The 22,037-nt window shown below is 66.6% G+C and carries 20 protein-coding genes, 1 tRNA gene and 1 pseudogene; 8 read left to right on the forward strand and 14 right to left on the reverse strand.

Going from position 1 to position 22,037, the window contains the following annotated elements; genetic code table 11:
• Positions 1 to 52 precede the first annotated feature (52 nt).
• A complete protein-coding gene (locus LTT61_RS28405) occupies positions 53 to 928 on the forward strand; it encodes an SDR family NAD(P)-dependent oxidoreductase (protein WP_233017074.1) in 876 nt (291 codons plus the stop codon).
• A 60-nt stretch (positions 929 to 988) separates the two neighbouring features.
• Here LTT61_RS28405 and LTT61_RS28410 read toward each other — a convergent pair.
• Positions 989 to 1,594: pseudogene (locus LTT61_RS28410) on the reverse strand (AMP-binding protein); the annotation flags it as partial.
• A gap of 106 nt (positions 1,595 to 1,700) precedes the next feature.
• Here LTT61_RS28410 and LTT61_RS28415 point away from each other — a divergent pair.
• The 3 genes from LTT61_RS28415 (at position 1,701) to LTT61_RS28425 (ending at position 4,148) form a co-directional block, all read left to right on the forward strand.
• Positions 1,701 to 2,384 (forward strand): TetR/AcrR family transcriptional regulator, encoded by a 684-nt coding sequence (locus LTT61_RS28415; RefSeq protein WP_233017075.1) that lies wholly within the window; start codon positions 1,701 to 1,703, stop codon positions 2,382 to 2,384.
• Between the two features lie 109 nt (positions 2,385 to 2,493).
• On the forward strand, positions 2,494 to 3,447 hold the full coding sequence (locus tag LTT61_RS28420) for an esterase/lipase family protein (RefSeq protein WP_233017076.1): 954 nt from the start codon (positions 2,494 to 2,496) through the stop codon (positions 3,445 to 3,447).
• Entirely contained in the window at positions 3,393 to 4,148 is a 756-nt protein-coding gene (locus LTT61_RS28425; RefSeq protein ID WP_269821811.1) for an FAD-dependent monooxygenase, read from the forward strand. Before LTT61_RS28420 ends, LTT61_RS28425 begins: the two co-directional genes overlap by 55 nt.
• Positions 4,149 to 4,208: 60 nt before the next feature.
• Here the strand turns inward: LTT61_RS28425 and hutH are convergent, their stop codons facing one another.
• From hutH to LTT61_RS28450, 5 genes are all read right to left on the reverse strand, one after another.
• On the reverse strand, positions 4,209 to 5,768 hold the full coding sequence (hutH, locus tag LTT61_RS28430; RefSeq protein ID WP_233017078.1) for a histidine ammonia-lyase: 1,560 nt from the start codon (positions 5,766 to 5,768) through the stop codon (positions 4,209 to 4,211).
• 114 nt (positions 5,769 to 5,882) lie between these two features.
• Complete coding sequence (locus LTT61_RS28435) at positions 5,883 to 6,509, reverse strand: 4'-phosphopantetheinyl transferase family protein (RefSeq protein ID WP_233017079.1); 627 nt, start codon at positions 6,507 to 6,509, stop codon at positions 5,883 to 5,885.
• Positions 6,510 to 6,579: 70 nt separating this feature from the next.
• Positions 6,580 to 6,852, reverse strand: coding sequence for an acyl carrier protein (locus tag LTT61_RS28440; protein ID WP_233017080.1), 273 nt, complete (start codon positions 6,850 to 6,852; stop codon positions 6,580 to 6,582).
• A gap of 1 nt (position 6,853) precedes the next feature.
• Positions 6,854 to 8,164 (reverse strand): diaminopimelate decarboxylase, encoded by a 1,311-nt coding sequence (gene lysA / locus LTT61_RS28445; RefSeq protein ID WP_233017081.1) that lies wholly within the window; start codon positions 8,162 to 8,164, stop codon positions 6,854 to 6,856.
• Entirely contained in the window at positions 8,161 to 11,052 is a 2,892-nt protein-coding gene (locus tag LTT61_RS28450) for an AMP-binding protein (protein WP_233017082.1), read from the reverse strand. Before LTT61_RS28450 ends, lysA begins: the two co-directional genes overlap by 4 nt.
• 128 nt (positions 11,053 to 11,180) lie before the next feature.
• Here LTT61_RS28450 and LTT61_RS28455 point away from each other — a divergent pair, with 128 nt between their 5' ends.
• Complete coding sequence (locus LTT61_RS28455; RefSeq protein WP_233017083.1) at positions 11,181 to 12,020, forward strand: class I SAM-dependent methyltransferase; 840 nt, start codon at positions 11,181 to 11,183, stop codon at positions 12,018 to 12,020.
• Between the two features lie 14 nt (positions 12,021 to 12,034).
• On the opposite strand, the gene LTT61_RS28460 is transcribed toward LTT61_RS28455, so the two are convergent.
• The 5 genes from LTT61_RS28460 to LTT61_RS28480 form a co-directional block, all read right to left on the reverse strand.
• Positions 12,035 to 12,925, reverse strand: coding sequence for a hypothetical protein (locus LTT61_RS28460; protein WP_233017084.1), 891 nt, complete (start codon positions 12,923 to 12,925; stop codon positions 12,035 to 12,037).
• Positions 12,926 to 12,955: 30 nt separating this feature from the next.
• Entirely contained in the window at positions 12,956 to 13,807 is an 852-nt protein-coding gene (locus LTT61_RS28465) for a 3-oxoacyl-[acyl-carrier-protein] synthase III C-terminal domain-containing protein (protein ID WP_233017085.1), read from the reverse strand.
• Positions 13,808 to 13,925: 118 nt separating this feature from the next.
• A complete protein-coding gene (locus LTT61_RS28470; protein WP_233017086.1) occupies positions 13,926 to 15,623 on the reverse strand; it encodes a beta-ketoacyl synthase N-terminal-like domain-containing protein in 1,698 nt (565 codons plus the stop codon).
• Between the two features lie 22 nt (positions 15,624 to 15,645).
• The gene (locus LTT61_RS28475; RefSeq protein WP_233017087.1) at positions 15,646 to 15,906 is read right to left on the reverse strand and encodes a phosphopantetheine-binding protein; all 261 of its coding nucleotides are present in this window, start codon (positions 15,904 to 15,906) and stop codon (positions 15,646 to 15,648) included.
• A 98-nt stretch (positions 15,907 to 16,004) separates the two neighbouring features.
• Complete coding sequence (locus tag LTT61_RS28480; protein WP_233017088.1) at positions 16,005 to 16,925, reverse strand: 3-oxoacyl-[acyl-carrier-protein] synthase III C-terminal domain-containing protein; 921 nt, start codon at positions 16,923 to 16,925, stop codon at positions 16,005 to 16,007.
• Positions 16,926 to 17,048: 123 nt separating this feature from the next.
• Between LTT61_RS28480 and LTT61_RS28485 the strand changes: the two genes are divergently transcribed.
• Positions 17,049 to 17,378, forward strand: coding sequence for a phosphopantetheine-binding protein (locus LTT61_RS28485; RefSeq protein ID WP_233017089.1), 330 nt, complete (start codon positions 17,049 to 17,051; stop codon positions 17,376 to 17,378).
• Between the two features lie 656 nt (positions 17,379 to 18,034).
• Here LTT61_RS28485 and LTT61_RS28490 read toward each other — a convergent pair.
• A tRNA-Leu gene (locus LTT61_RS28490) sits at positions 18,035 to 18,118 on the reverse strand.
• 72 nt (positions 18,119 to 18,190) lie between these two features.
• On the opposite strand from LTT61_RS28490, the gene LTT61_RS28495 reads away from it, so the two are divergent.
• Together LTT61_RS28495 and LTT61_RS28500 are read left to right on the forward strand one after the other, a co-directional pair.
• A complete protein-coding gene (locus LTT61_RS28495) occupies positions 18,191 to 19,279 on the forward strand; it encodes an ADP-ribosylglycohydrolase family protein (protein WP_233017090.1) in 1,089 nt (362 codons plus the stop codon).
• Positions 19,280 to 19,369: 90 nt separating this feature from the next.
• Positions 19,370 to 19,945: a TerD family protein gene (locus LTT61_RS28500; protein ID WP_233017091.1), complete on the forward strand. Its 576-nt coding sequence runs from the start codon at positions 19,370 to 19,372 to the stop codon at positions 19,943 to 19,945.
• Here the strand turns inward: LTT61_RS28500 and LTT61_RS28505 are convergent.
• The gene (locus LTT61_RS28505) at positions 19,935 to 21,086 is read right to left on the reverse strand and encodes an APC family permease (RefSeq protein ID WP_233021239.1); all 1,152 of its coding nucleotides are present in this window, start codon (positions 21,084 to 21,086) and stop codon (positions 19,935 to 19,937) included. The genes LTT61_RS28500 and LTT61_RS28505 overlap by 11 nt on opposite strands.
• A gap of 67 nt (positions 21,087 to 21,153) precedes the next feature.
• Positions 21,154 to 21,966, reverse strand: a complete 813-nt coding sequence (locus tag LTT61_RS28510; protein WP_233017092.1) for an SAM-dependent methyltransferase — start codon at positions 21,964 to 21,966, stop codon at positions 21,154 to 21,156.
• Positions 21,967 to 22,037 lie beyond the last annotated feature (71 nt).

Consider the following 22,037-nt stretch of genomic DNA (forward strand, 5'->3'; position numbering starts at 1 on the left):
ACTCGGCATATAGTGGGTATATGCAAACTACTAGTGTGCGGAAGTTACCCGCATGAACGAGGCCCCGAGGATCGTCCTGACCGGCGCAACGAGCGGCTTGGGTCGTCTGGCAGCCTGCGAACTCGCCCGGCGCGGAGCCGAACTGATCCTCACCGCTCGCAGCGCCGACAAGGCCGAACAGACCCGGCTCGGCATCCTCGCTGCCGCACCCGACGCCCAGATCGATTTCTTCTTCGGCGACTTCACCCGCCTCGACGACGTCCGCCGCGTGGGAGAGCAGATCACTGCCCGCTACCGCCGCGTCGACGTGTTGATCAACAATGCCGGGTTGCACGCCTTCGCCGCCCGCGTCACACCCGACGGCTACCCCGAGATGGTCGCGGTGAACTACCTCGCACCTTTCGTGCTGACGAACGCGCTGCTGCCGATCCTGCGCGAATCCCCCTGCGCCCGGGTGGTCAACGTCGCCTCCGAAGCCTCTCGGCATCACGGCACCTTCCAGCTGCCGGCCGACCTCACCGACATCACACCGTTCACCGCCCGCGAGTCATCGCGGCGATACGGGAAAACCAAGCTCATGAACGTTCTGTTCACCAAGGAACTCGCACGCCGCACCCGTGACACCCCCCTCACCTCGAACTGCCTCGACCCCGGATTCAACGTCACCGGCCTCGGCCGCGAACTCCGCTTCGCGGGACCGCTGCGACGCATCCTCGAACTATCGGGTATCGGCGATCCGCGTCGGGGCGCCGACCTCATCGTGGCGCTCGCAACCGATGCTCGCTACGCCACCACCACCGGCCGCTACATCACGCTGAAGGGACACAGGGAGATCGCCGCGGCCGCTCCGGGTGAGGACCCGCATGTTCAAGCGGCACTCTGGGCGGCTACCGAGCATCTACTCGAACGCGGACGCCGGTCCGGCTGATCCGCGTTGTCACAGACGATGACGCGCTGGTCGTCGTGCGGACGCTTGATCCGGCCGTGATCCGGCGTGCAGCGAGGGGAGGTCGTAGGTGTCGAGTTCGGGTTCGGTCAGCTCGGCGATGAACAGGGTGGGTACCCCGTACGCCGATGTACAGCGTTCGGCGGCAACGGTTCCAGGGTGCCGCGGGCGTCGAAGGTGGTGTGGCCACTTTGGGGAATCCCATTGAGGTGTACTGGATGTTGATCGGGTCGTCCGGTGAGAGCATCGCCTGCGCGGTGACCAGCGCGGTCGCACCTGCTCGATCATCTTCGCGTATTCGGAGGTCTTGAACTGCCGGGCCGCGATCAACATCCGGATCCCGGCCTGGTTGAGGACGTATTCCAGTTCATGGGCCCGATAGGCGGGGTTGATCGTCACCAGCACCGCCCCGATCTTGGCGGTCGCGTATCGGGTCAGCACCCCCTCGGCCCGGTTGAGTGCCCAGATGTCGACTCTGTCTCCCATGGCGAGCAAGCCCAGGGCCACCGCGTCGCCCTCGGCGGCGAATTCGCGGTAGGTCCAGCGGACTCCGGTTACCCGGCCGGTCAGCGCCACGCGGTCCCCGTGCGCCGAAACGGTCCGATCGCGATCAGCGCCGATAGCCGGGCTTCGGGGCCGGTCGGGGATGGTTCCGTGCTCGCGTCACCACACTCCCGGTTCGGGACTATTGACGCCCTAATAGTTCTGCAGAACTATTAGGCGGGTGGTAGTCCCATTGTGTCAAGATTGGACGGTGACCAGACCTGGTGCTCCGCTGTCCCACCTGCTGACCCGCGCCGTCGGCGCCATCGCGCACGCGGCGCCGAGCAGTGACGAGACCGAGACCCGCGTCCTGGACGCGGCCATCGTGGTACTGGCCCGCAAGGGCACCCGGGAGGCGACCATGGACGACGTCGCCGCCGAATCGGGGGTGAGCCGTACCACGCTGTTCCGCCGCTTCGCCGGCAAGGACCCGTTGTTCGAGCGTGCTCTGGCTCGTGAGTTCAGCGTCATGCTCGACGGGCTGACCGAGCGAATCGCGCTGCTCACCGACCCCACCGAACAACTCGTCGAAGGCTTCGCCGCCTTCCTGCACCTGGTCCACCACCACCCCCTGTTCGGCGGTGGTGACCCCGAGCGCCGCGCCGAGCTCGTGCAGGCACTCGATCACGGTGACCCGTCTCCGATGCGGTGGGGTCACACCGCGGTCCGGGCCCACCTCGCCGCCGCCCAAGCCGCCGGTTCGCTGCCCCCCGGTGACCCCGGCCGCCAAGCCGACGCCGTGGTCCACCTGACCCTCGGCTACGTCGCGGCCCCCAGCCTCGTCGACGACCTCGCCGACCTCGCAACCACCCAGCACCTCGCGCGTATCGCCATCACGCCGATCCTCACCGGCACAGCACCAGCGCCGTCGCGCACCCGTGCCGATCCGGACTGACCGGCCACAGTTCTCCGGCCCGGCCCCGGCGAGGAGCGCATCGCCGACAGGCCAGTCGGGGAGCGCGCGGATACGCGCCTATTGCCATCACTGAACCAAAGGAGCGACAGTGAGCAGAAACCCGTCCAGCACAGGGGTCCTTCGACTCGGCCGCCTGGCCGCCGCCGCGGTGCTGACCGCGGTCCTGGGTGGCGCGATCGTGGCGCCCGCACACGCCGATGCACCCCCCGCGCAACCGTATCCGGTGTCGAACCAGTTCCTGATCGACGCGATCAGGGCGTCGCTGCAGGGCGGCGGAACGGCCAGTCCGCCGGGAACCAATGACTGGACGTGCAAACCCACAGCTCAGCACCCGGAACCGGTCGTCCTGGTCCACGGAATCCTGGCCAACCGCAACAACAATTGGCAGACCTACGGCCCCCTGCTGGCCAATGCCGGTTACTGCGTCTACGCGCTGACCTACGGCGGCCCGGGCGGTGATCCCGACGGCTTCATCGGTGGCCTGGGATCGATGCGCGACGGTGCCGCGGAACTCGACGCCTTCGTCGATCGCGTCCGGGAGGCCACCGGTGCGCCCGAGGTCGCCATCGTCGGGCACTCGCTCGGCGCGACCATGCCCTACTGGTATCTCAAAGCCGGTGGCGGGGCGGGGAAAGTGTCGAAGATGATCGGGCTCGCCGGCGCGGTGCACGGCTTCGAGCGCAGCGGCATCACCACCGGCTCGGCCGACATCGTCCAAGGGGAGGGGCAACCGAATTCGACGTTCATGCAGGAACTGCACGACGGCGGAATCGCGGTGCCCGGAATCGCCTACACCCAGATCGTCACCATCTACGACGAAATCCTCCCCTACCGAGCGGGACTGATCGAGGAACCCGGCGTCACGAATTACATCCTGCAGGACCTGTGCCCCCAGGACTACGCCGACCACCTGTCCATCAACTCCGACCCCGTCACTGCCCGGCTGGTCCTCAACGCCCTCGACCCCGAACAGCCGCAACCGGTGGAATGCACCCTGGTCCTGCCCGCGATCGGAGTTCCCCCCACCGCCCCCGGGCGATAGACCCGCCGGGCCGACGCCGGACCCCGCTGACCGCTGAGTACGCCCGCCGGGCAACGCGGCCTCCACGCCATATTCCCGCAGATGGGTGGAGACTCGCCGCCGTGCTCAACGGCTTCGGCGGCGACGACCTGCTCGACAGCTACGAAGCCGAACGCCGCCCGGTCGCCCTGCTGGTCGGGGACTGGTCCTTCCGCCATCTCAACGTGCACGTCGAGGCCCAGCAGCTGATCGACCCCGACCTGATCGAGGTCGACAGTGCCGAAGGCGAGGCGCACCGGGCGACGCTGGCCGGCTACTTCGCGGCCAACACCGGCGAACACGAGAGCTACGGCGTCGAGATGGGCTACCGCTACCACTCCGCGGTGCTCGCCGACGGCGACGCGGGCAGTGCCGATCCGGACGTGTCGACCTACACCCCGCTCACTCGAGCGTCGTCACACAGGAAGGAGCGCAGCGATGCCGGGTGCACCCCGGTCGTCCGGGAGCGAGCCGCGTCGGCGGTGGCCGAGCCGAGACCGTGCCCGGCGCCGCGCCCGCGCGGTCCGGAAATCGGCGGTGGACCTGGCCCGCGCCGGGGCCGGTGCCGCGAATGCTCGAGCTACACGCGGGTGATCGTCGTCGTCGGGACAGCCGCCAACGGCGTCCCGGCCACCGCCGTGAGCAGAATCTGCGGGCGTGGCTGCGGATGGCACGAACTCTGATCAGCTCTTCCATCACGGAAAGAACACACGAACCCCTCGAAATGAACCTTGTGGGTGTTGTCAGTCCAGCCCACCGGTAACCGATTCGGCGGCAGTGGTCAGAACGCCGGAACGTGCGAGGCTCAGTACCGCATCGATCTCACGCGATACCCAGCGGTCGGCGCCGGGACCGTCCACCTGAGTGCGGACGGCGGCGATCACCGCAGACGTAGCGGGTGCGGGTGCGAGCGGCATGCGGAGCTCGATTCCCGCCGCCGCTACCAGAATCTCGATGGCCACCACCCGGGTCAGCCCGTCGAGTGCCGTCCGGAGTTTGCGTGCGGCCGACCACCCCATCGAAACGTGGTCCTCCTGCATCGCCGAGGTCGGAATCGAGTCGACGCTCGCCGGGCACGCCAGCCGCTTGAGTTCGGTGACAATGGCTGCCTGGGTGTATTGGGCGATCATGTATCCGCTGTCCAGCCCGGGATTCTCGGCAAGGAAGGCCGGGAGTCCGACGCTGCGGCCGGGATCCAGGAATCGATCTGTGCGCCGTTCGCTGATGCTCGCCAGATCCGCCACCACGATCGCGAGGAAGTCCAGCACATAGGCGAGCGGCGCGCCGTGGATGTTTCCGTTCGAGGCGACCCGCCCATCCAGGGTGACTACCGGATTGTCGATGGCACTCGCCAATTCGCGTTCGGCAACCATGCGGGCGTGGGTGACGGTGTCGCGCACGGCGCCCGCGACCTGTGGGGCGCATCGTAGCGAGTACGCGTCCTGCGCCGATTTCGTTTCCGGTCGGTGCGCCACGATTTCCGATGCCGCGAGCAGGCGGGTCAGATTGGCCGCGGAGGCCGCTTGGCCGGGATGCGGGCGCAATTGCTGTAGATCGGCCGCGAATACCGCGTCGGTTCCGAACAATCCCTCCACGCTCATCGCGGCTGCGATATCGGCCAACGTCAGTAGTTCACCGAGGTCATGCAGAGCGAGGACCAGTTGACCGAGCATTCCGTCGGTGCCGTTGATCAGCGCCAGTCCCTCCTTCTCCGCCAGCACCACCGGTGCCAGCCCGCAATCGGCCAGCGCCGCGGCGGCGGGCTGTATCCGGCCGTCGACGGTGCGCACCTGGCCTTCGCCGATGAGGGCGAGCGCGACGTGCGACAGCGGCGCGAGATCGCCCGAGCAACCCAGGCTGCCGTACTCGTATACGACGGGGGTCAGCCCTTCGCTCAGCAGTGCCGCATAGGCTTGCGCGAGTTCGACGCGAACGCCGGTACGCCCGGTAGCGAGCGTCGCCAACCGCAGCAACATCAGCGCGCGAACTACTTCACGTTCCACTTCGGCGCCGGTGCCGGCCGCATGCGAAAGAATTAGATTGCGCTGCAACAGCATTCGCGAACTTTCCGGAATAGTGCGGGTTGCCAGCGCGCCGAATCCCGTCGACAGGCCGTAGAGGGGTGTGGGGTCTTTCGCGAGCTTCTCGACGCGGGCCCGTCCCGCCGCGATCGCCGTCAGAGCCGCCTCGGCCAGAATCACCGTGGCGCCGCCGCGGGCGACTCGAACTACGTCGTCGGTGCTCACCCCGTCGGCACCGACGACTACGGGGCCCGTCGCATTCTTGATTCTCTCAGAGCGCATCGGCTCCCCGTTCCCTCGGGCGCGAGTGACCGTGAGTCGGTCTCATCGCGGTGTGGGCGGCCGGGCCACCGGCAGGCAGCGGATTCCGGGACCGGCCTGGAATGACCGCCGCGATCATTGCGGCTGCCATCGTCGAACGTCGATCCGTGCCGGGGTAATGCCGTCCAAGGCGACAGCCGCGTGGTATCCAGCCGCCACGGTGAGGTCGAAAACGAGCCACGGGCCCGGTGTGGTACCCGCCGGATCGTGCACGACGCCTCCATGGACGGCATCGAACGCTTCCGCTGCCGGAATCCGCAGACCACGGCCCAGCATTCGAGTTCCCGCCGCTTTGGTGCAGGCTTCTTTTCTGGTCCACAGGCGTGTGAAGATGTCGGCTCGGTCGAGATCGTGCGCGGCGGCGACGAGCATGCTTTCCTCCGGCAGAAAATACCTGCGGCTCAGCCTCAGGTGGTCGATGTCGAGGCGTCGCCGTTCGACGTCGACTCCGATATCGCGGGGCCCGGTCACGGCCAGCAGTGCCCGATCTGCGGAATGGGACAAGCTGAACCGCAGGACGCCCTCGTGGCCTGCGATCGCTGGTTTGCCCCAGCGACCTGGTCGCCAGATCAGTTGCGTCGGTGCAACCGCTAGACGCCGTCCGAGGATCAGACGTGTTGCCGCGTGGGCTGTTACGAATCGGCCGCGCGCGGCCGGATCGGCGATCGAGTCCGCACGGCGTCTGTCGTCATCGCTCAGCACCGACCGCAGGCTGCGTGATGGTGGTTCAACCAAATCGATCTGCCAGATTGCGACGGCGGTTTCCGTCGCGCTATCCGTACTGTCGGGCAACATAGGCGGACAGCGAGCCCACAGTGTCGAAGTCGTTCGGTTCCAGGGTCTCGGGATCGAATTCGAATCCGATGGCGTTCTCGAGTCTGAGCAGGAGTTCGAGGATGCTGGTGGACTCCATTCCCAGCTCATCCAGGAGTCGGGTGTCCGCCGACAGCCCGGCCTCGGGCTGTTCGGTCATGGCGACCAGTGTCGCGATGACCGCGCTGGTGATCGTCGTGACATCGACCGATGGTTCCACGTCGCCGCTCATATCAACTCCTTTGCGTGGTTGACCGCGAGAACCACGTCGGATCCTCGAGGAAGTCAGGGGTCCGCTGGCGGGCCAGCAGGTCGTCTGGGCGATCGCGTTCCCGTACCAGGTGCGGACGCCCGTTATGGACGAGCACTTCGGCGGGGTGGCCGTGCCCGAGGAACAGCACCGGCGAGGCGCTGGGACCGTATGCTCCGGACCGGTGCACACCGATCAGGTCCCCCCGTTCCAGAGTGGGCAGGGATACGTTTCTGCCGAGAGTGTCTTGGGGTGTGCAGAGGGGGCCGGCGATATTCCACAATCCGTCCGTTTCGGCGTCCGTTCTGCTCAGCAACGCGATGGGGAAGTTCCGTTTCACGAACGAACCGACGCCCACAGCGGCCATATGGTGGTGGGTGCCTCCGTCGACGATCGCGAATCGCTGCCCACGTGATTCCTTGATGTATTGGACTCGACTCACATAGATCCCCGCGGGGGCGGTGAGATATCGGCCCAACTCCATGACGATTCGCGTGTGCGGGTGATCGGTCGCGAAGGTCTCGATGATCGGGTTGAGCAAGTCGGTCAGTTCGTCGGGGTCGAGGTCCTGCTCGCCGTCGAAGTACGCGACGCCGAGTCCACCGCCGATATCCACAACTTCGAGCGGGAACCTCGAGGTCGTGGCAATCAGCTCGGCTAGCTGGAGGATGCGCCGTGCGTGTTCGGCTATGACGGGGGCGTGCAGGACACGCGTCCCGAGGTAGACGTGGACGCCGATCAGCTCGATCGAGGAGAAGCGGGTGGCTACGGCGGGGTCCGCGAGGAGTACCTCCTCGTCGATGCCGAACTGGCGGCTCGTGCCGCCCATCGCGAGTTTCGCCCCCTTGACCGAGAAGGCGGGATTGACGCGCAAAGCCACTTGCGCTTTCATCGCACGCTCGCGTGCGAGCCGGTCGATCAGAGCGAGCTCTTCCAGGGACTCGCACACGACAATCCCGATGTTCTGGTCGAGGCATGCCGCCAGTTCCTCTATGCGTTTACCGGGGCCGAGAAACACGATGTCTTCAGCGGTGACGCCGGCACGACGCGCCGTGAGCAGCTCGGCGAGCGATGACACCTCGGCCCGGGCTCCGAGCGTGCGCAACAACGCGCAGATAGCGATATTGGGATTGGCCTTGAGCGAGTAGAAGATGTCAACACGAGGGTGCAGGCGGCTTCGGAGCCCGTGATATTGTCTCGCGATCACCTCGGCGTCGTAGATGTAGAGCGGAGTCCCGTATTCGGCCGCCAGTGTCGAGATCGCAACGTCCTGGACGTGGAATTCAGTGGTCATGGCTGCCTCCTGTCGTCGAGCCGGGCCACTCGCTGCGCGATCTGGTGATCGAGTTCGTCCACCTGTCGTCGAGTGTCGGCCACGACGATTCCGTACAAGCGACCCGCGTAAGTCTTGTGCTCGTCGCGCCGGATACGTTGTGCGGCCGCGTTGACGGTGGCGTAGTTCGCAACGATCAGCCCCGAGCCGGCAGCCGGTTCGAACATCAATTCCTCGAGGTGTTCGTGTAGCCGTGCGAACGGCAGCGGTCGGCTCAGCGTGACCGGGTAGGAGGTGGCCAGCGCGGACTTGTCCGGCGGGATGTACCGGTCGCGGACGGATTCCTGATATGTCGACATATTGTTGCGAGCGTTTATCTCTACGATCGGGTAGACCTCGCTCTCCGGATCGATCATCGCGTCGACCCCCACAACGCCGAAATAGCCGTCACGATGGAGACACTCGCCGATTCGCGTACCCGCCTCCCGGAGTTCGGACTGCTGGGACGGGGTCAGCTGCGCGGGAATGCGGTGGCCCTTGTGCACGCCGTTTCTCGTGAGAGCTTCGCGCACGAAGTCGAAGCAGATTTCACCGCTGCGCCCGATCGTGAACTGGTAGTTCAGGTCCGAGGACTTGGCTACCCAGGTCTCCAGCACCATGTTGATCCGATCGGGGCCCCCGCGCTCGGTGCGCGCCACGATCTTCTTGGCGACTCTGGCAAGAATTTCGCGCTCGGACACCACCAGCATTCCCTTGCCGGATACCCCGTAGGAATCCTTGAGGACTACTGCCCCGCCCGCGGCGAGCAGACGGTCGGCTTGCTCGACCGCCGCTCGGAGCTCCGCGACAGTCCGGCATGTCCAACCGCGGGGCTGACGCAGGCCAAGGGTAGACGCCAACCCACGGCTGTAGGCTTTGCTGTTCACCATCTTGCAGATTCGCGCGGGTGGCGGGCCGAGCTGCACACCACTCAGCCGCGCCAGTTCTTCCTCCCGGGGGCCGACGCCGTGCGGCCAGAACGTCGCTGACTTCGCGAGGCCGGATAGCACCCGCATCAGATCCGGATCGGCCAGCGCGTCTTCGGTCACCGTGCGATGTGGCGCGGCAGTGCGGGGTATCAGAATGCGGGGGAGCTCGAAACTCAAACTTCTCAGGTAGTCGAGGAAGTCCGCATCCGGCGCGGCCTTGAGGACTACGTGGTCGGCCGCGCCTGCCAGCAGCAGGCAGAACTCGTCCATGCGGTGAACGATCTCCGACGTGCTGCCTCCGGTGGTTCTGGGCAGACCCGGCTCGAGTGCGCCCCAGCTCCGCTCGACCTCGAAGTTTCCCAGCAACACCAGTGCGGCGTCCGGCGCCCCCGCGAGTACGGTCCGGATCCGGCGCGGCCAGGTCGATGTTCCGGGTTCGCATCCGTTTATCGCATGTCGGCCGACCGGCGCTGGTGCCGCGTTGCGGTGCGGGGGTGTCTCCGGCGGCAGCGCTGCACATGTTCGCACCAGAGCACTGAGTTCGATCTTTCCCATGGGGGTGCGAGGCAACACCGGCAGGACGTGAATCCGGTAGGGCACCTCGTAGTTCGCCAGATTCGCTCGGCAATGCGCGACGACCTCAGCGACATCCAGGAGAGGATCGCGGAAGACCACAGCCGCATGCACCGCCTCCTCGTTCCTGGTCTCTCGACCGAAAACGCTGGCGTCGAGCACATTCGAGTGCTGGAGTAGCACCGATTCGACACGGCCGGGGTCGACCTTGCGTCCGCCGACATTGACGAACCTGTTCTGTCTGCCGAGCACCGTGAGGACTCCAGCAGGATCGACGGTGGCCAGGTCGCCGGTGTCGTACATGCCGTCCGCGCCGGTGACTGCTGCGCTGCTTCCCACGTAGCCCGAGAACAGGGTCGAGGTGTCGACGTGAAGTCGCCCCGTACGCGGATCCCCGTTCGAGTCCGTCGGCTCGAGTCGCCACCGAACGGAGGGGTGCAGTTCGCCTGTGGATTCGGGCGGCCACGGCACCTCTCGGTCGCATTGGAACGCGATCGGACCCGCTTCGGTGCTGCCGTAGATTTGGTGGATCGGCAGCCCCAAAGCACGCTCAGCTCGTGCGCGCGTATCGCGCGACAAGGGGCCGCCCGAGGAAAGCAGTGCGCGTAGCCGTCCTGCGCCTGCGCCCGCAACGCCGTCGGCCATACCCAGAAGCTGGTAGGCCATCGGTGTGCCGAGCAGAACGGTCGCCCCCCGATGGAGCCCGGTGTGTACTCCGCTGACGCTGAATCGGGGCATGGTCATGATCTCGGCACCCGAGGTCATCGCCCCGGCCAACAGCCCCATCATTCCGAAGGAGTGAGCCAGCGGAATCGCTCCGAACAGCCTGTCGTCGTCGGTGAGTCCGTAGACCTGGCGATAGATCTGGCCACCGCGCTCGATGCCGCTCGAGGGTTGCCGCACGATGCGGGGCTCGCCCGTGGATCCCGAGGTCATCGCGAGAATCTCCGGAACTCGCTGTGCGACAACGCCGATTGCCGACGCGGAGGTATTCTCGAGCAGATCTGTGTAGGTTGTCTCGATTCCGGAGATGGCGGGTATATCAGGTCCGATCACCAGGTGCGCGCCGATCCGCCGGCGGATGGACGAGAGATCTCGGAGGTGGGAGTTGTCGGGCTCCAGACACATGACATCGAGAGACGCCATCGTCAGCCCGAGCAGTGTCGCGACGCCTGCAGCGCTGTTGTCCAGCACCAGCACCGCGGCCCTGTCTCCAGCGCCGAGATCGTGGGCCCGGTTTGCTACCGCAGCCGCCATTGCCCGGAGGGTGCTCCAGGTCGTCGTTCGCCATTGCCGGCCACCGAGATACTCACTGACCGCGCTCCGCTCCGGGTGGAGCGCTGCGTGCCGCTCCACGTGCTGATACATCACGTGGACTCCCCGATGACGACAATTCGTGGGCCGCTCATGTTCGCGAACCCGACATCGCCGCGGCGGGAGACCGCAATACTGGAGTAATGCGCGAATCTGGTGAACGGCCTGCTCCAAAACCCCTCATGGCCAACGTATCCGACTCTGCGCGCTGGGTAGCGGCCTACCGGGCGGTGGAGTCCGCCCGGCCTGATGCCGTGTTCCGCGATCAATACGCGGACAGGCTCGCAGGCCCTCAGGGCAGGATGATCGCTCGCGCCGCGCCGCACAGCAAGCGTTCGGGCTGGTCGGTGGTAGCTCGAACCAAGGTCATCGACGATCTGGTGATGCTGGCCCTCGGTGAGGGCTGTGACCGGGTGCTCAACCTGGCCGCGGGTTTCGACACCCGCCCCTATCGGCTCGACCTTCCCCCCGAACTCGTCTGGATCGAGGCCGACCTGCCTGCGTTGCTCGAGGACAAGGAGCAATTGCTCGATGGCGAGACAGCGCGCTGCACGGTGACCAGATACGCGGTCGATCTGGTGGACCCGCAAGCTCGCCGCGTGTTTCTCGATGCCGCGCTTGCCGGCGCGAGCAAGGCGCTGGTGTTGACGGAAGGCTTGGTCGGCTATCTCGACCAGAGCGAGGTCGTCGCTCTGTCCGATGCCTTTCGGAGACCGGAAATCGCCTGGTGGACAGTCGATATCGTGAACCCGAGAATCGTTGCGGACATGGTGAAGAAGAGCAACGCCGAGCTGCAACGCGCACCGTTCGCACCGATCGACGGAGTGGGCTTTTTCGAGGCGCGTGGCTGGCGAGTGCTCGAGGTGGAGTCGGTGTACCACGCAGCGCGCAGGTTGCGGCGGCTGCCGTTGACTCGCAGGCTGTACGCGTACCTGCCCGGCCGGAGGCCCACACCGCGCAATCCCGGTGGCAGGCCGTGGATGATGATTGCGCGCCTGAGCCCTGCGGGCGCCGACACCTGAGAGGTCGACCCGCATCATGGCGCCGTGTCCGGTCCGGCCGCTGTCACTTCGATTCGGCACAGGCCCAGATAGCCGAGTCGCTCTTCGTAGTCGGTGAGCACCACGGTCCTGCCGGTGCGCCTCAATTCCGGCATCAGCCCGGCCAGCGTCGACCAGACTCCGACGCAGGGCATTCCGGCAGGCGCACGGACCAGATCGACGTCGGTGGTCGACACATTCCAGTGGTCGGTGACCCCTGATCCCGCGATGACCAGAGGACGGTGCGGGCTACCCGGGGCGGGTATCAGCCACTGTTCCAGCAGCGAGGACACCTGCTCCGGTGCCACTCCCGGATGCTGGTCGGCAGTGAGCGAGCCCAGCCTTCCCGACTCGTCGAGGACCAGCAGCACCGCCGCATCGTGTCTCGCACGCAACTGCTCGGGCACCGGAAGACGATGGAACAGGATGCTCTGGTCGGCGATGACGACGAGTGCGCGCCGGCTCCCCGGCACGACGATGCGCCGGCCTGCCAGCCGCAGCGCGGTGAACGGTGCGGTGATGCCCTGCTCGGAGATCCCGAAAACCGGACCGGCGTCCGGTACGGCCGCGGCCAACCTGCTCGTCGGTCGACCGGGTTCGGCGTCCGGGGTAGCGTGCGCCAGCAAGGCCAGGTCGAATCGGTCATCGTAGGGTGCGAGCGCCGGTAGCATCTCGGAGATCATTTCTGCGAAGGTCACGCGCCCGCCTACGAAACTCTGTTCGTCGACGGCGACTCCCTGCGATCGCAGCAGGTCCTCTGTATAGGTGCGTCCCAATGCGGTAAAGGGTTCGCGGCGTTCGAAAACCTGCCAGTGCAGGTGTGCCAGTGGTAGCGCGGGTAGTCGGCACGACATTGTTGTGGAAGGGGGCACCGTCGCATGGATCATGTGGTGATCGCTTCTCTCGCGCGGAAGGGCTCAGTGTTCGAAAACCATCGCCGAATACATCTCGACATCGCCCACGGACGTCATCACGTACCGCATGCCGCGCTGCAGTGCTCCGCTTTCGACGGCGGCAAGGTAGTTGAGGAAGGTGTCGGCTCCGAAGCAGTGCCCTGCCGACGCCATCGTGGGGGTGTGGACCCGATCCATACCGATGTCGAGCCGGGCGATGACCTGTCCCCATGACATTCGGTTGATGTTGTGGGGCAGGATCATGTCGATATCGTCCATCGCCAGACCGGCCCGGTGCACGGCAGCGAGCACTACCGTGGCCAGCAGCTGCGGATAGGACTGCGCGACAGCATCGCCGAGGTCGCCGCGGATCTCACTCACGTAGCTGAGTACACGGTCATTCGGCCCGTTCAGACCGACCAGCAGCGCTACGGTGCACTCGCCCATGACTCCGACATCCGGGATCACCCTCGCACTCGTAGTGAACACCTTCTCCCCGGTGACGACCAGGGCCAATGCCTCGGTGTCGCCGTCCGCGGCGAGCAGCCGGCCCGCGAGGTCGACGGCGAGCAGGGCGGACGCGCACGCGTGCGCGTGCATGCAGAACGCCGCGGCATGGTTCAGACCCAATGCGTTCCGGACATCCTGCACTGTGTCGACCGGATAGGGGGTGGCTGTCGGTGTGGCACGTGCTTGCAGCAGATGCCGTACTCGATGTCTGTTGTCGTGCCAACCCTCCAACCGCTCGACGGCGCGCACCAGGTGCTCCGCCGGATCGATCTGTTCCGCTTCGCGGATCTCCCTGAACCCCAGAAACTTTTCGTAGACCTTGATACGAAAGTCGTTGAGCCCCTGTTCGCGCAGATAGTGGCTCACTGGCCGGACCTGCGGCGGCCAATAAGTCGACACCGCCCGAAGCGCTGTCACCGGCATGCCCGTGATGTCACCGTGAATCCGGGGCAGGACGAAGAAGCCATCGAGTTGTCCTTTGTTGTCATGAGCGCGACTGGACCGGCGATGCCGTCTGCGTAGGCAGGTACCTGGCGTGTTCCCACGGGTAATGCGGCAGGTCGATGATTCTTCGAGGCAACTCGGCGCCGAGAACCGCCGATGGTCCAGAGCCACCCGGATCGATCTCGCGGACGAGTGCGGTGCCCGCGCCGGAGACCAGGGAGTCCAATACCCGCACGGCCTGGTCAGGGCGCTCGGCCCGAACCGTCGCGCAGAACACGTGCCTTGCTCGGCCCGCGGACGCTGTGTACGCGAACGCCCCGTAGGACTTCGGATCGAGATGTGCCAGGACATTTCGGTATCGGCGCGCCAACTGCTGTAGGGCGAAGATGCTCTTCCCGGACAACTCGAAGCCTCGCACCTGCTCGTCGCTCCGGCTCCCGCTGTCGATGTGCGGCGCCGGCCCCAGGATTACATGCGCATTCGTGCCGCTCATACCGAAGGCACTCACCCCGCCGTAGCTCGGACTCCGGCCTCGACCCCATTCGCGGGTTTCCTCGACAATCGATATTCGCGAACCGTTCAGATCGATTCTCGGGTTCAGCTTCCCGAAGTGCGGGATTGCGGTCGCACGACCTTGCTTGATACAGAGTACGAGTTTGATCAGCCCCGCGATGCCCGCCGCCGCTTCGGCGTGGCCGATGACCGGTTTGACCGTGCCCACCAGCAGCCGGTGCGCCGACGGTCCCTCGCCGACGGCAGCGGCCAGCGCCGCCATCTCGATAGGGTCACCTTTCGGTGTTCCGGTGCCGTGGGCTTCGACCAGGCCGAGATCGCCCGGCTCGATCCGAGCATCCGCGAGTGCACTGCGGATCACCTGAACCTGCGCGCGCACATTGGGTGCGGTCAGGGTGGAGCGATTTCCGTCATGATTGATGGCCGATCCCTCGATGACGGCGTGTATCCGATCGCCGTCCTGCACGGCGTCGGACAGCCGCTTGAGGATGACGAAGCAGCATCCCTCACCTCGAACGAAACCGTTGGCCCCAGCGTCGAAGCTCCTGCATGTGCCGTCGGGAGACAACGCACCCAGCCGTTGAACAAACCGCATGGCAGTCGGCGACAGGATCAAATTGACGCCGCCGGCGACCGCGACGTCGCATTCGCCGCCGCGTAGCGATCGAGCGGCGCTGTGGACGGCTACCAGAGAGGAGGAACATGCGGTGTCGATCGACAACGCGGGTCCGGTGAAGCCGAATGTGTAGGCCAACCGTCCGGCCGCGAAGCAATGGCCGTTCCCGACAGCCCAGTAGGCATCTGGCGCTTCCGGCCGCAGATCGAAATAGTCTTGAGTGGTGGTACCCACGTAGACCCCGACCGTGGTCTCCGCCAGCGCCGACGGCGGTAGCCCGGCGTCTTCGAGAGCCTCCCAAGCAACTTCCAGGCAGAGTCTGTGTTGCGGGTCGATGGCGCGCGCTTCTCGAATCCCGATGTCGAAGAACGGAGCATCGAATCCATAGGCGTCGGAAAGGAATCCGCCCGTTGTGCAGGTCCCCGTCCAGTCGCCGAGAGAACCGTCCTGTCTGTCCTCGGGTAGTTGTCCACAGGCACTTTCGGCGCTACTCAGCAGAGCCCAGTATGTTTCGGCGTCGGTAACGTCACCCGGCAATCTGACGCCCATCCCGACGATGGCGATTCTGTGCGGCTGTGAGGAGTCGTCCCCTCCGCAGTTCTCTGTCATGAGTTCAGCCTCGGTTTCGCGGCTAGTGGCCGGCGATGTCGGGAGATTCCGATGACGCGAAAAAGCGTACCTCGATTATTTTCAGAGTTCGGAGATCCTCCAGCTCGAGCGCATTGATGTCGACTCTCGACGGGACGAGTTTATCGATAACCTCGACCAAGTCGATGATCTGAATTGAATTCAGTAGACCGCTTTCGAATAAATCGAGATCGGGGTCGATACGCTCGAGGTCTGGATTCTCTTCGAGTATCCACTTCTCCACGGCCGCGATGGGTTCGAGCATTGCTTCCTCATCATTCGCCGGAGGAAAATCTTCCGATGACTTTACCCTGGTTCGTTGTCGCAGTCAATGGAATCGTCGGATTCGGAGAGGTCAAAGCCTTAGTGCTGCAACAACATCGCCGCGAAGGTGTCCCCGTCGCCGACGGCAGTCATCAGGTAGCGCATGCCCCGTTGCAGTCGGCCGCGCTCGACTGCCGCGAGGTAGTTGAGGAACGCGTCGGCACCGAAGCAATGCCCGATGAGGGCGAGGTTGTCCCAGAAGATTCTCTCTGTGCCGTTACGAATTCCGAGGGCCCTGAAAATGGGTGCCCAGGACATCCGGTTGACATTGTGTGGCAGAATGAGATCGATTTCTGCCATCGTCAGACCGGCTTTGTCTACTGCCTCGGAGATGACTGCGGCCAGAGCGGTCGGATAGTTTCGCCGTATATCATCCGTGAGAGTGCGGGAAACTGAAAGGCTTGCTTCGAATTCGCCCTGAGTTCGGCAGGCGTAGCTCAGCACACGATCGTGCGGGCCGTCGAGGCCGATCAGGAGTGCGGCCGTGCATTCACCCATCACCCCCACGTCCGGAATGACCCGGCCTCCCGGGGTGAAGACCTTTTCTCCCGTGATCACCAGGGCCAGCGCATCGGGGTCGTCACCTGCCGCCAGTAGCCGGCCGGCCAGATCGACGGCAAGTAGGCCGGAGGCGCACGCCTGCGAACTCACACAGAACGCCGCAGCGTGGTTCAACCCCAGAAGATGCCTCAATTCGTGCACCGTGCTGACCGGATACGGCGTGGCAGCCGGCATGGTCCGAGCGTGCAGCAGGTGCTCGACACGGCGCTCGCTGCCGCGCACCGTGGTCAATCCGGACACGGCGGCCAGCAGTTGCTCGGTCGTTCCTACCTCGCTGGCCAGGCGAATCTCGGAGAATCCGTAGTACCTCTCCCACACCTTGATGCGGGACTCGCTCGCGCCGTCATGGCGGAGGAAGTGGCTGACCGGTCGGGACAGTGGCGGCCAGTAGCCTGCCACCGCGCGGAGTGATGTCAAACCGCAGACCCCCATCAGGTCGCATACAACGCTCGTCGTGCAGCGGCGACCACGAAAACTGTATCGTTCTTCGGTAGGGGAAGGGGCGGAAATATCATGGCTGCCATGGAAATCGAACCAACCGACGAGACGGACGGGGTCAGTAGCATAGTCGGCGCGGAAATGGGGACGATCTTGTTCCGTCCGCCGCTGTCCGCGACGGACGACTTCTTCGATTGTGGAGGCGACTCGCTACGCGCCGTGGACCTGGTCGGGCGGCTCACGTCCAGGTGGCGACCGGACGAAGGCCCTGCTGCCGACCGGATGACCGCTCTTCTCATCACTGCGATCTTCGACGACCCGAGTCCGCGCCATCTCGCTGCCATGATCGAGGCCGAGGTCGGCTTCGACTCATCGGCCACGCCGGAGACACCGAGCCGCGGCAGCGGTCGGTAGCCGCGAGAGCAATCGCCACCCGTCCTACCGGCCCGTTCCCCTCCATCGCTAGATTTCCGATGGATGATCCTGGCGGCCTTCCGAATTGGTTATCGCAGCGCTACCAGATTGCGCGGTCGCTGAATGCCCGGCGGCCGTCCGTCGATGGCCGACAAGGGGTCGCTCAGGAGCGAGGACGTCATCCGGAAACCCGCACCTGCTGCGGGCGGATGGAGCGGGATTCGACCCGGGAGCAGCGCACGGCGCGGCTGCGGCAGGTGGTCGGCCATCAGCTTCTGGGGCAGATGCTGTGCCTGCGGCGTGTCGCGGTGGCGCGCGAGTGCGGCGCGGAGCGCATTCGCGGGTGCCGTTCTCGGAGCCGGGGCCGTCCTGCGGTGGTCGCCGCGTGGAGCGGTGCCGTCGATCGCGAACGAGCGGCCCTCGTGGCGCAGCTCGGCTTGGGTCACAGATCGTGCCGAGCCGCCCCGGCGGATGAGCCCAACTGAGATCCGTCAACTGGTCGACGCCCTGAGCGGATTGCTGGCGAGACTGTGCGCTGCCGACCCGAACGACGAACTCGAGATATATCGAGAACTCGGTCTGAGCTGAACTACAACGAGAGAACCCGAGCGATCAGAGTAAAGCCGACCCGCGACCGCAGGTTGGTGTACTGGTTGTGTCCGGAGGGGGACTTGAACCCCCACGCCCTATACGGGCACTAGCACCTCAAGCTAGCGCGTCTGCCATTCCGCCACCCGGACCGGTGTGCCCAGCAAGATTATCGGAAGTGTCGGCGGGGACCAAATCGCCCGTCGACCTGGAATGATCGGCTCGTGACCGAGGTGACGATCAGTGATCGGGTGCGGGGTTCTCTGCTGGGCGGAGCGGCGGGTGACGCCCTCGGCGCGCCGATCGAGTTCTGGGATCTGGCGGAGATCCGCTACCGGTGCGGGCCATCCGGCCTGACTGGTTTCCTCTCGTCCCGCGAGGCTCCGCAGGAGGTCACCGACGATACGCAGATGACGCTGTTCACGGCCGAGGCGCTGCTCCGCTCGCGACCGGGCACGGATCCGGTCCCCGCGCTCCGTGACGCGTATCTGCGCTGGCTGCGGACCCAGCGGCACGAAGAACCCGCCCCCGGAAACGACAGCTGGCTGGCGGAGCATGAGTTCCTGTATGCGGTCCGGGCACCGGGAAACGCCTGCCTGAGCGGCCTGGAGCGGCAGCGGGAGGTGCTGTGCCCACCGCATCGGGTCGGTGAACCGGGGCCGGTGAATCCGGATTCCAAGGGCTGCGGCACGGTCATGCGCTCGGCCCCGTTCGGTCTCGCCGGATTCGGTCCCGAGACGGCTTTCGCCTTGGCCGCGCGCGGCGCCCAGCTGACCCACGGGCACCCGACGGGTTACTTCGCGGCGGGCGCGCTGGCGGCGGTGCTGGACCGGGTGCTCGCAGGCGTCGGCCTGCCGGAGGCGGTGGAGCGCACGATCGAGCAGCTGTCCGGGCAGGTCGGTGCGGAGGAGACCGTGGAGGCGCTGGAACTGGCCGTCGACAGCGCGGGGGGCGCGAGTGCGGAGCGGGTCGAGGAGGTGGGTGCGGGGTGGGTAGCCGAGGAATGTCTCGCCATCGCCGTGCACTGCGCGCTGTACGCCGCGCGGACCGGCGATGTGCGCGGTGCGCTGCTGCTGTCGGTGAACCACTCCGGTGACTCCGATTCCACCGGCGCGGTGGCGGGGAATCTGCTGGGTGCCGCGCACGGGCTGGCCGCGCTGCCGTCGGAGTGGGTCACCGCGGTGGAGGGGTACGACACGATCGTGCGGGTCGCGGACGATCTGGTGGCGAATTTCTTTCTGGGTGATCGGGCCGCGCTCGGTGCGAGGTACCCGTTCGGGGAACCGAGCGATGCGGTCACACCGGCTTCGTGACGACGGCGCGGGCCAACTGCGAGACTGCTCGCCGCGACCCCCGCTAAGGTCGGAAGGGAGAAGGTTTCCCGCGACGCGAGAGGTTTGCGAATGAGTGTCAGTCTGGCCAAGGGCGGCAATGTGTCGTTGTCGAAGCAGGCGCCGAATCTGACCGCGGTCGCGGTCGGGCTCGGCTGGGACGTCCGGTCCACCACCGGCGTCGACTTCGACCTCGACGCGAGCGCCCTCGCGACCGGCGCCGACCACAAGGTGCTCTCCGACCAGCACTTCATCTTCTACAACAACCTGCGGTCGCCGGACGGCAGCATCGAGCACACCGGCGACAACCTCACCGGTGAGGGCGAGGGCGACGACGAGACCATCAACGTCGACCTGGCGGGCGCCCCGCCCACCATCACCAACATCTTCTTCCCGGTCTCGATCCACGACGCCGACGCCAGGCAGCAGTCCTTCGGCCAAGTGCGCAACGCCTTCATCCGGGTGGTCGACCGCGCCACCGGCGCCGAGCTGACCCGCTACGACCTCTCCGAGGACGCCTCCACCGAGACCGCGATGGTCTTCGGCGAGCTCTACCGCAACGGCGCCGAGTGGAAGTTCCGCGCCATCGGCCAGGGGTACGCCTCCGGGCTGGCCGGGATCGCGCGCGACTACGGGGTCAGTATCTGACCCGGATCGCGTAGACCAGCGCCCCGAGCGCGAGGACGCCCGCGCCCGCCGCGATCGAGGCGGGCGGCAGGGCGAAGGCCAGGGTGCCGCAGCCGATCAGGCCGAGTGCGGGGACGAGCCGGGCGGCGGGGCGCAGGGTCAGCGCGGCGGCGTTGGCGACGGCGTAGTAGGCCAGCACCGCGAAGGACGAGAAGCCGATGGCGCCGCGCAGGTCGGTGCAGGCGGCGAGCACCGCGACGACGGCGGCGACGGCCAGTTCGGCGCGGTGCGGGACCTCGTGGCGCGGGTGGACCGCGGCCAGCGCGGACGGCAGGTGCCGGTCGCGGGCCATCGCGTAGGTGGTGCGGGAGACGCCGAGCAGCAGCGCGAGCAGCGCGCCGAGCGCGGCCAGCGCGGCGGTCGGCCGGATCACCGATGCCGACCAGGGGACTCCGGTGGCGCTCGCCAGCTCGGCGAGCGGCGCCGTCGCCTCCGCCAGCCGCGCGGGGCCGAGCACGGTGAGCGCGGCCACGGCGACGGCGACGTACACGAGCAGCGCGATGCCGAGCGCGATCGGGACGGCGCGCGGGATGGTGCGCGCCGGATCGCGGACCTCCGCGCCGAGCGTCGCGATCCTGGCGTACCCGGCGAAGGCGAAGAACAGCAGCCCGGCTGCCTGTAGCACGTCGTAGGGGGTGGTGTCGAAAGGTGCTGCGAGCCGGTCGACTTGGGCCGCCGGGGCGGAGCAGGCGACGAGCGCGGTCAGTACGGCGAGCACGGTGCCGACGATCACCCGGGTCAGCAGCGCGGACTTCCGGATCCCGCGATAGTTCACCGCGGCGACCGCCAGCACCGCGGCGACGGCGACGGCGTGCGCCCGCTCCGGCCAGAGGTAGCTGCCCGCGGTGAGCGCCATGGCCGCGCAGGAGGCGGTCTTGCCGACCACGAAACCCCAGCCGGCCAGGTACCCCCAGAACGGGCCGAGCCGCTCCCTGCCGTAGACGTAGGTGCCGCCGGACTCCGGGTAGCGCGCGGCCAGCCGCGCCGACGAGGTCGCGTTGCAGTAGGCCACCGCGGCCGCCAGTGCCAGCCCGAGCAGCAGCCAGGAACCCGCGGCCGCCGCGGCGGGGGCGAGCGCGGCGAAGATGCCTGCCCCGATCATCGCGCCGAGGCCGATCACGACCGCGTCGAACACCCCGAGCCTGCGCCGCAACTGCACGGCGCGAATGTTAGGGCTTGCGGCCGACCGCCCCGTACAGCGAGACCGCCTTGTCGTGGCTCTTCGGGTGCGCGATGCCCTCGTTGCGCCAGCGATGGATCACCTCGACGCCGGGTTCGACCAGCTCCAGGTCGTCGAAGAACCGCGCCACCTCGGCCCTGCTCCGCGGCCGCACCGGGATGCCGCGGTCCTGGTAGACCTGCAGCAGCCTGGCCATGCCCTTGGGATCATCGGGGCCGTCGTCGAACTCGGTGGTGACGTGGGACATGGCGAGGTAGGAGCCGGAGGCGAGCGGGGCCAGGAAGGCGCGCACGTGCTCGTAGACGTCACCGGGGACGAAGTGCAGCGTCGCCATCAGCGAGACCGCGACCGGCTGGGAGAGGTCGAGGGTGCTGTGCAGCTCGGGGGCGTCGAGGATGGACTGCGGGTCGGAGGCGTCGGCCTGGATGTAGGCGGTGCGGCCCTCGGGCGTGCCGACCAGCAGCGCCCTGGCGTGCGCGAGCACGATCGGATCGTTGTCCACGTACACCACCCGCGACTCCGGGGCCAGCTCCTGCGCGACCTGGTGCAGGTTGGGCTCGGTGGGGATGCCCGTTCCGATGTCGAGGTACTGCCTGATGCCCTGCCCGGCGAGGTATCGCGTTGCGTGCCGCATGAATTCGCGGTTTGTCTTGGCGGTCAGCCGCACCGCGGGGAACTCCCGCAGCGCCTTCTCGGCGGCGTCGCGGTCCGCGTCGTAGGAATCCTTGCCACCGAGGAAGTAGTCGTACATGCGGGCCGGATGTGCCACGTTGATACCCAGGTCGGGCCGACCGTCGGACACCTGAATTCTCCCTGCGCGTCGAAGAAAGGTGGGCCATCGAGGTATACCGCATACGCGCAAGCGGCCCAACG

The sequence above is a fragment of the Nocardia asteroides genome (assembly GCF_021183625.1).
GTDB lineage: Bacteria > Actinomycetota > Actinomycetes > Mycobacteriales > Mycobacteriaceae > Nocardia > Nocardia asteroides_A.

Bases quoted from the DNA above. Each gene is read 5' to 3' on its own strand.
- LTT61_RS28470 (WP_233017086.1), bottom strand. From the start codon at position 15,623: ATGACAGAGAACTGCGGAGGGGACGACTCCTCACAGCCGCACAGAATC.
- hutH (WP_233017078.1), bottom strand. From the start codon at position 5,768: ATGCGCTCTGAGAGAATCAAGAATGCGACGGGCCCCGTAGTCGTCGGT.
- LTT61_RS28505 (WP_233021239.1), bottom strand. From the start codon at position 21,086: ATGATCGGGGCAGGCATCTTCGCCGCGCTCGCCCCCGCCGCGGCGGCC.
- LTT61_RS28455 (WP_233017083.1), top strand. From the start codon at position 11,181: ATGGCCAACGTATCCGACTCTGCGCGCTGGGTAGCGGCCTACCGGGCG.
- LTT61_RS28440 (WP_233017080.1), bottom strand. From the start codon at position 6,852: ATGAGCGGCGACGTGGAACCATCGGTCGATGTCACGACGATCACCAGC.
- LTT61_RS28485 (WP_233017089.1), top strand. From the start codon at position 17,049: ATGGAAATCGAACCAACCGACGAGACGGACGGGGTCAGTAGCATAGTC.
- LTT61_RS28460 (WP_233017084.1), bottom strand. From the start codon at position 12,925: ATGATCCATGCGACGGTGCCCCCTTCCACAACAATGTCGTGCCGACTA.
- lysA (WP_233017081.1), bottom strand. From the start codon at position 8,164: ATGACCACTGAATTCCACGTCCAGGACGTTGCGATCTCGACACTGGCG.
- LTT61_RS28500 (WP_233017091.1), top strand. From the start codon at position 19,370: ATGAGTGTCAGTCTGGCCAAGGGCGGCAATGTGTCGTTGTCGAAGCAG.
- LTT61_RS28405 (WP_233017074.1), top strand. From the start codon at position 53: ATGAACGAGGCCCCGAGGATCGTCCTGACCGGCGCAACGAGCGGCTTG.
- LTT61_RS28425 (WP_269821811.1), top strand. From the start codon at position 3,393: ATGCACCCTGGTCCTGCCCGCGATCGGAGTTCCCCCCACCGCCCCCGG.
- LTT61_RS28475 (WP_233017087.1), bottom strand. From the start codon at position 15,906: ATGCTCGAACCCATCGCGGCCGTGGAGAAGTGGATACTCGAAGAGAAT.
- LTT61_RS28450 (WP_233017082.1), bottom strand. From the start codon at position 11,052: ATGTATCAGCACGTGGAGCGGCACGCAGCGCTCCACCCGGAGCGGAGC.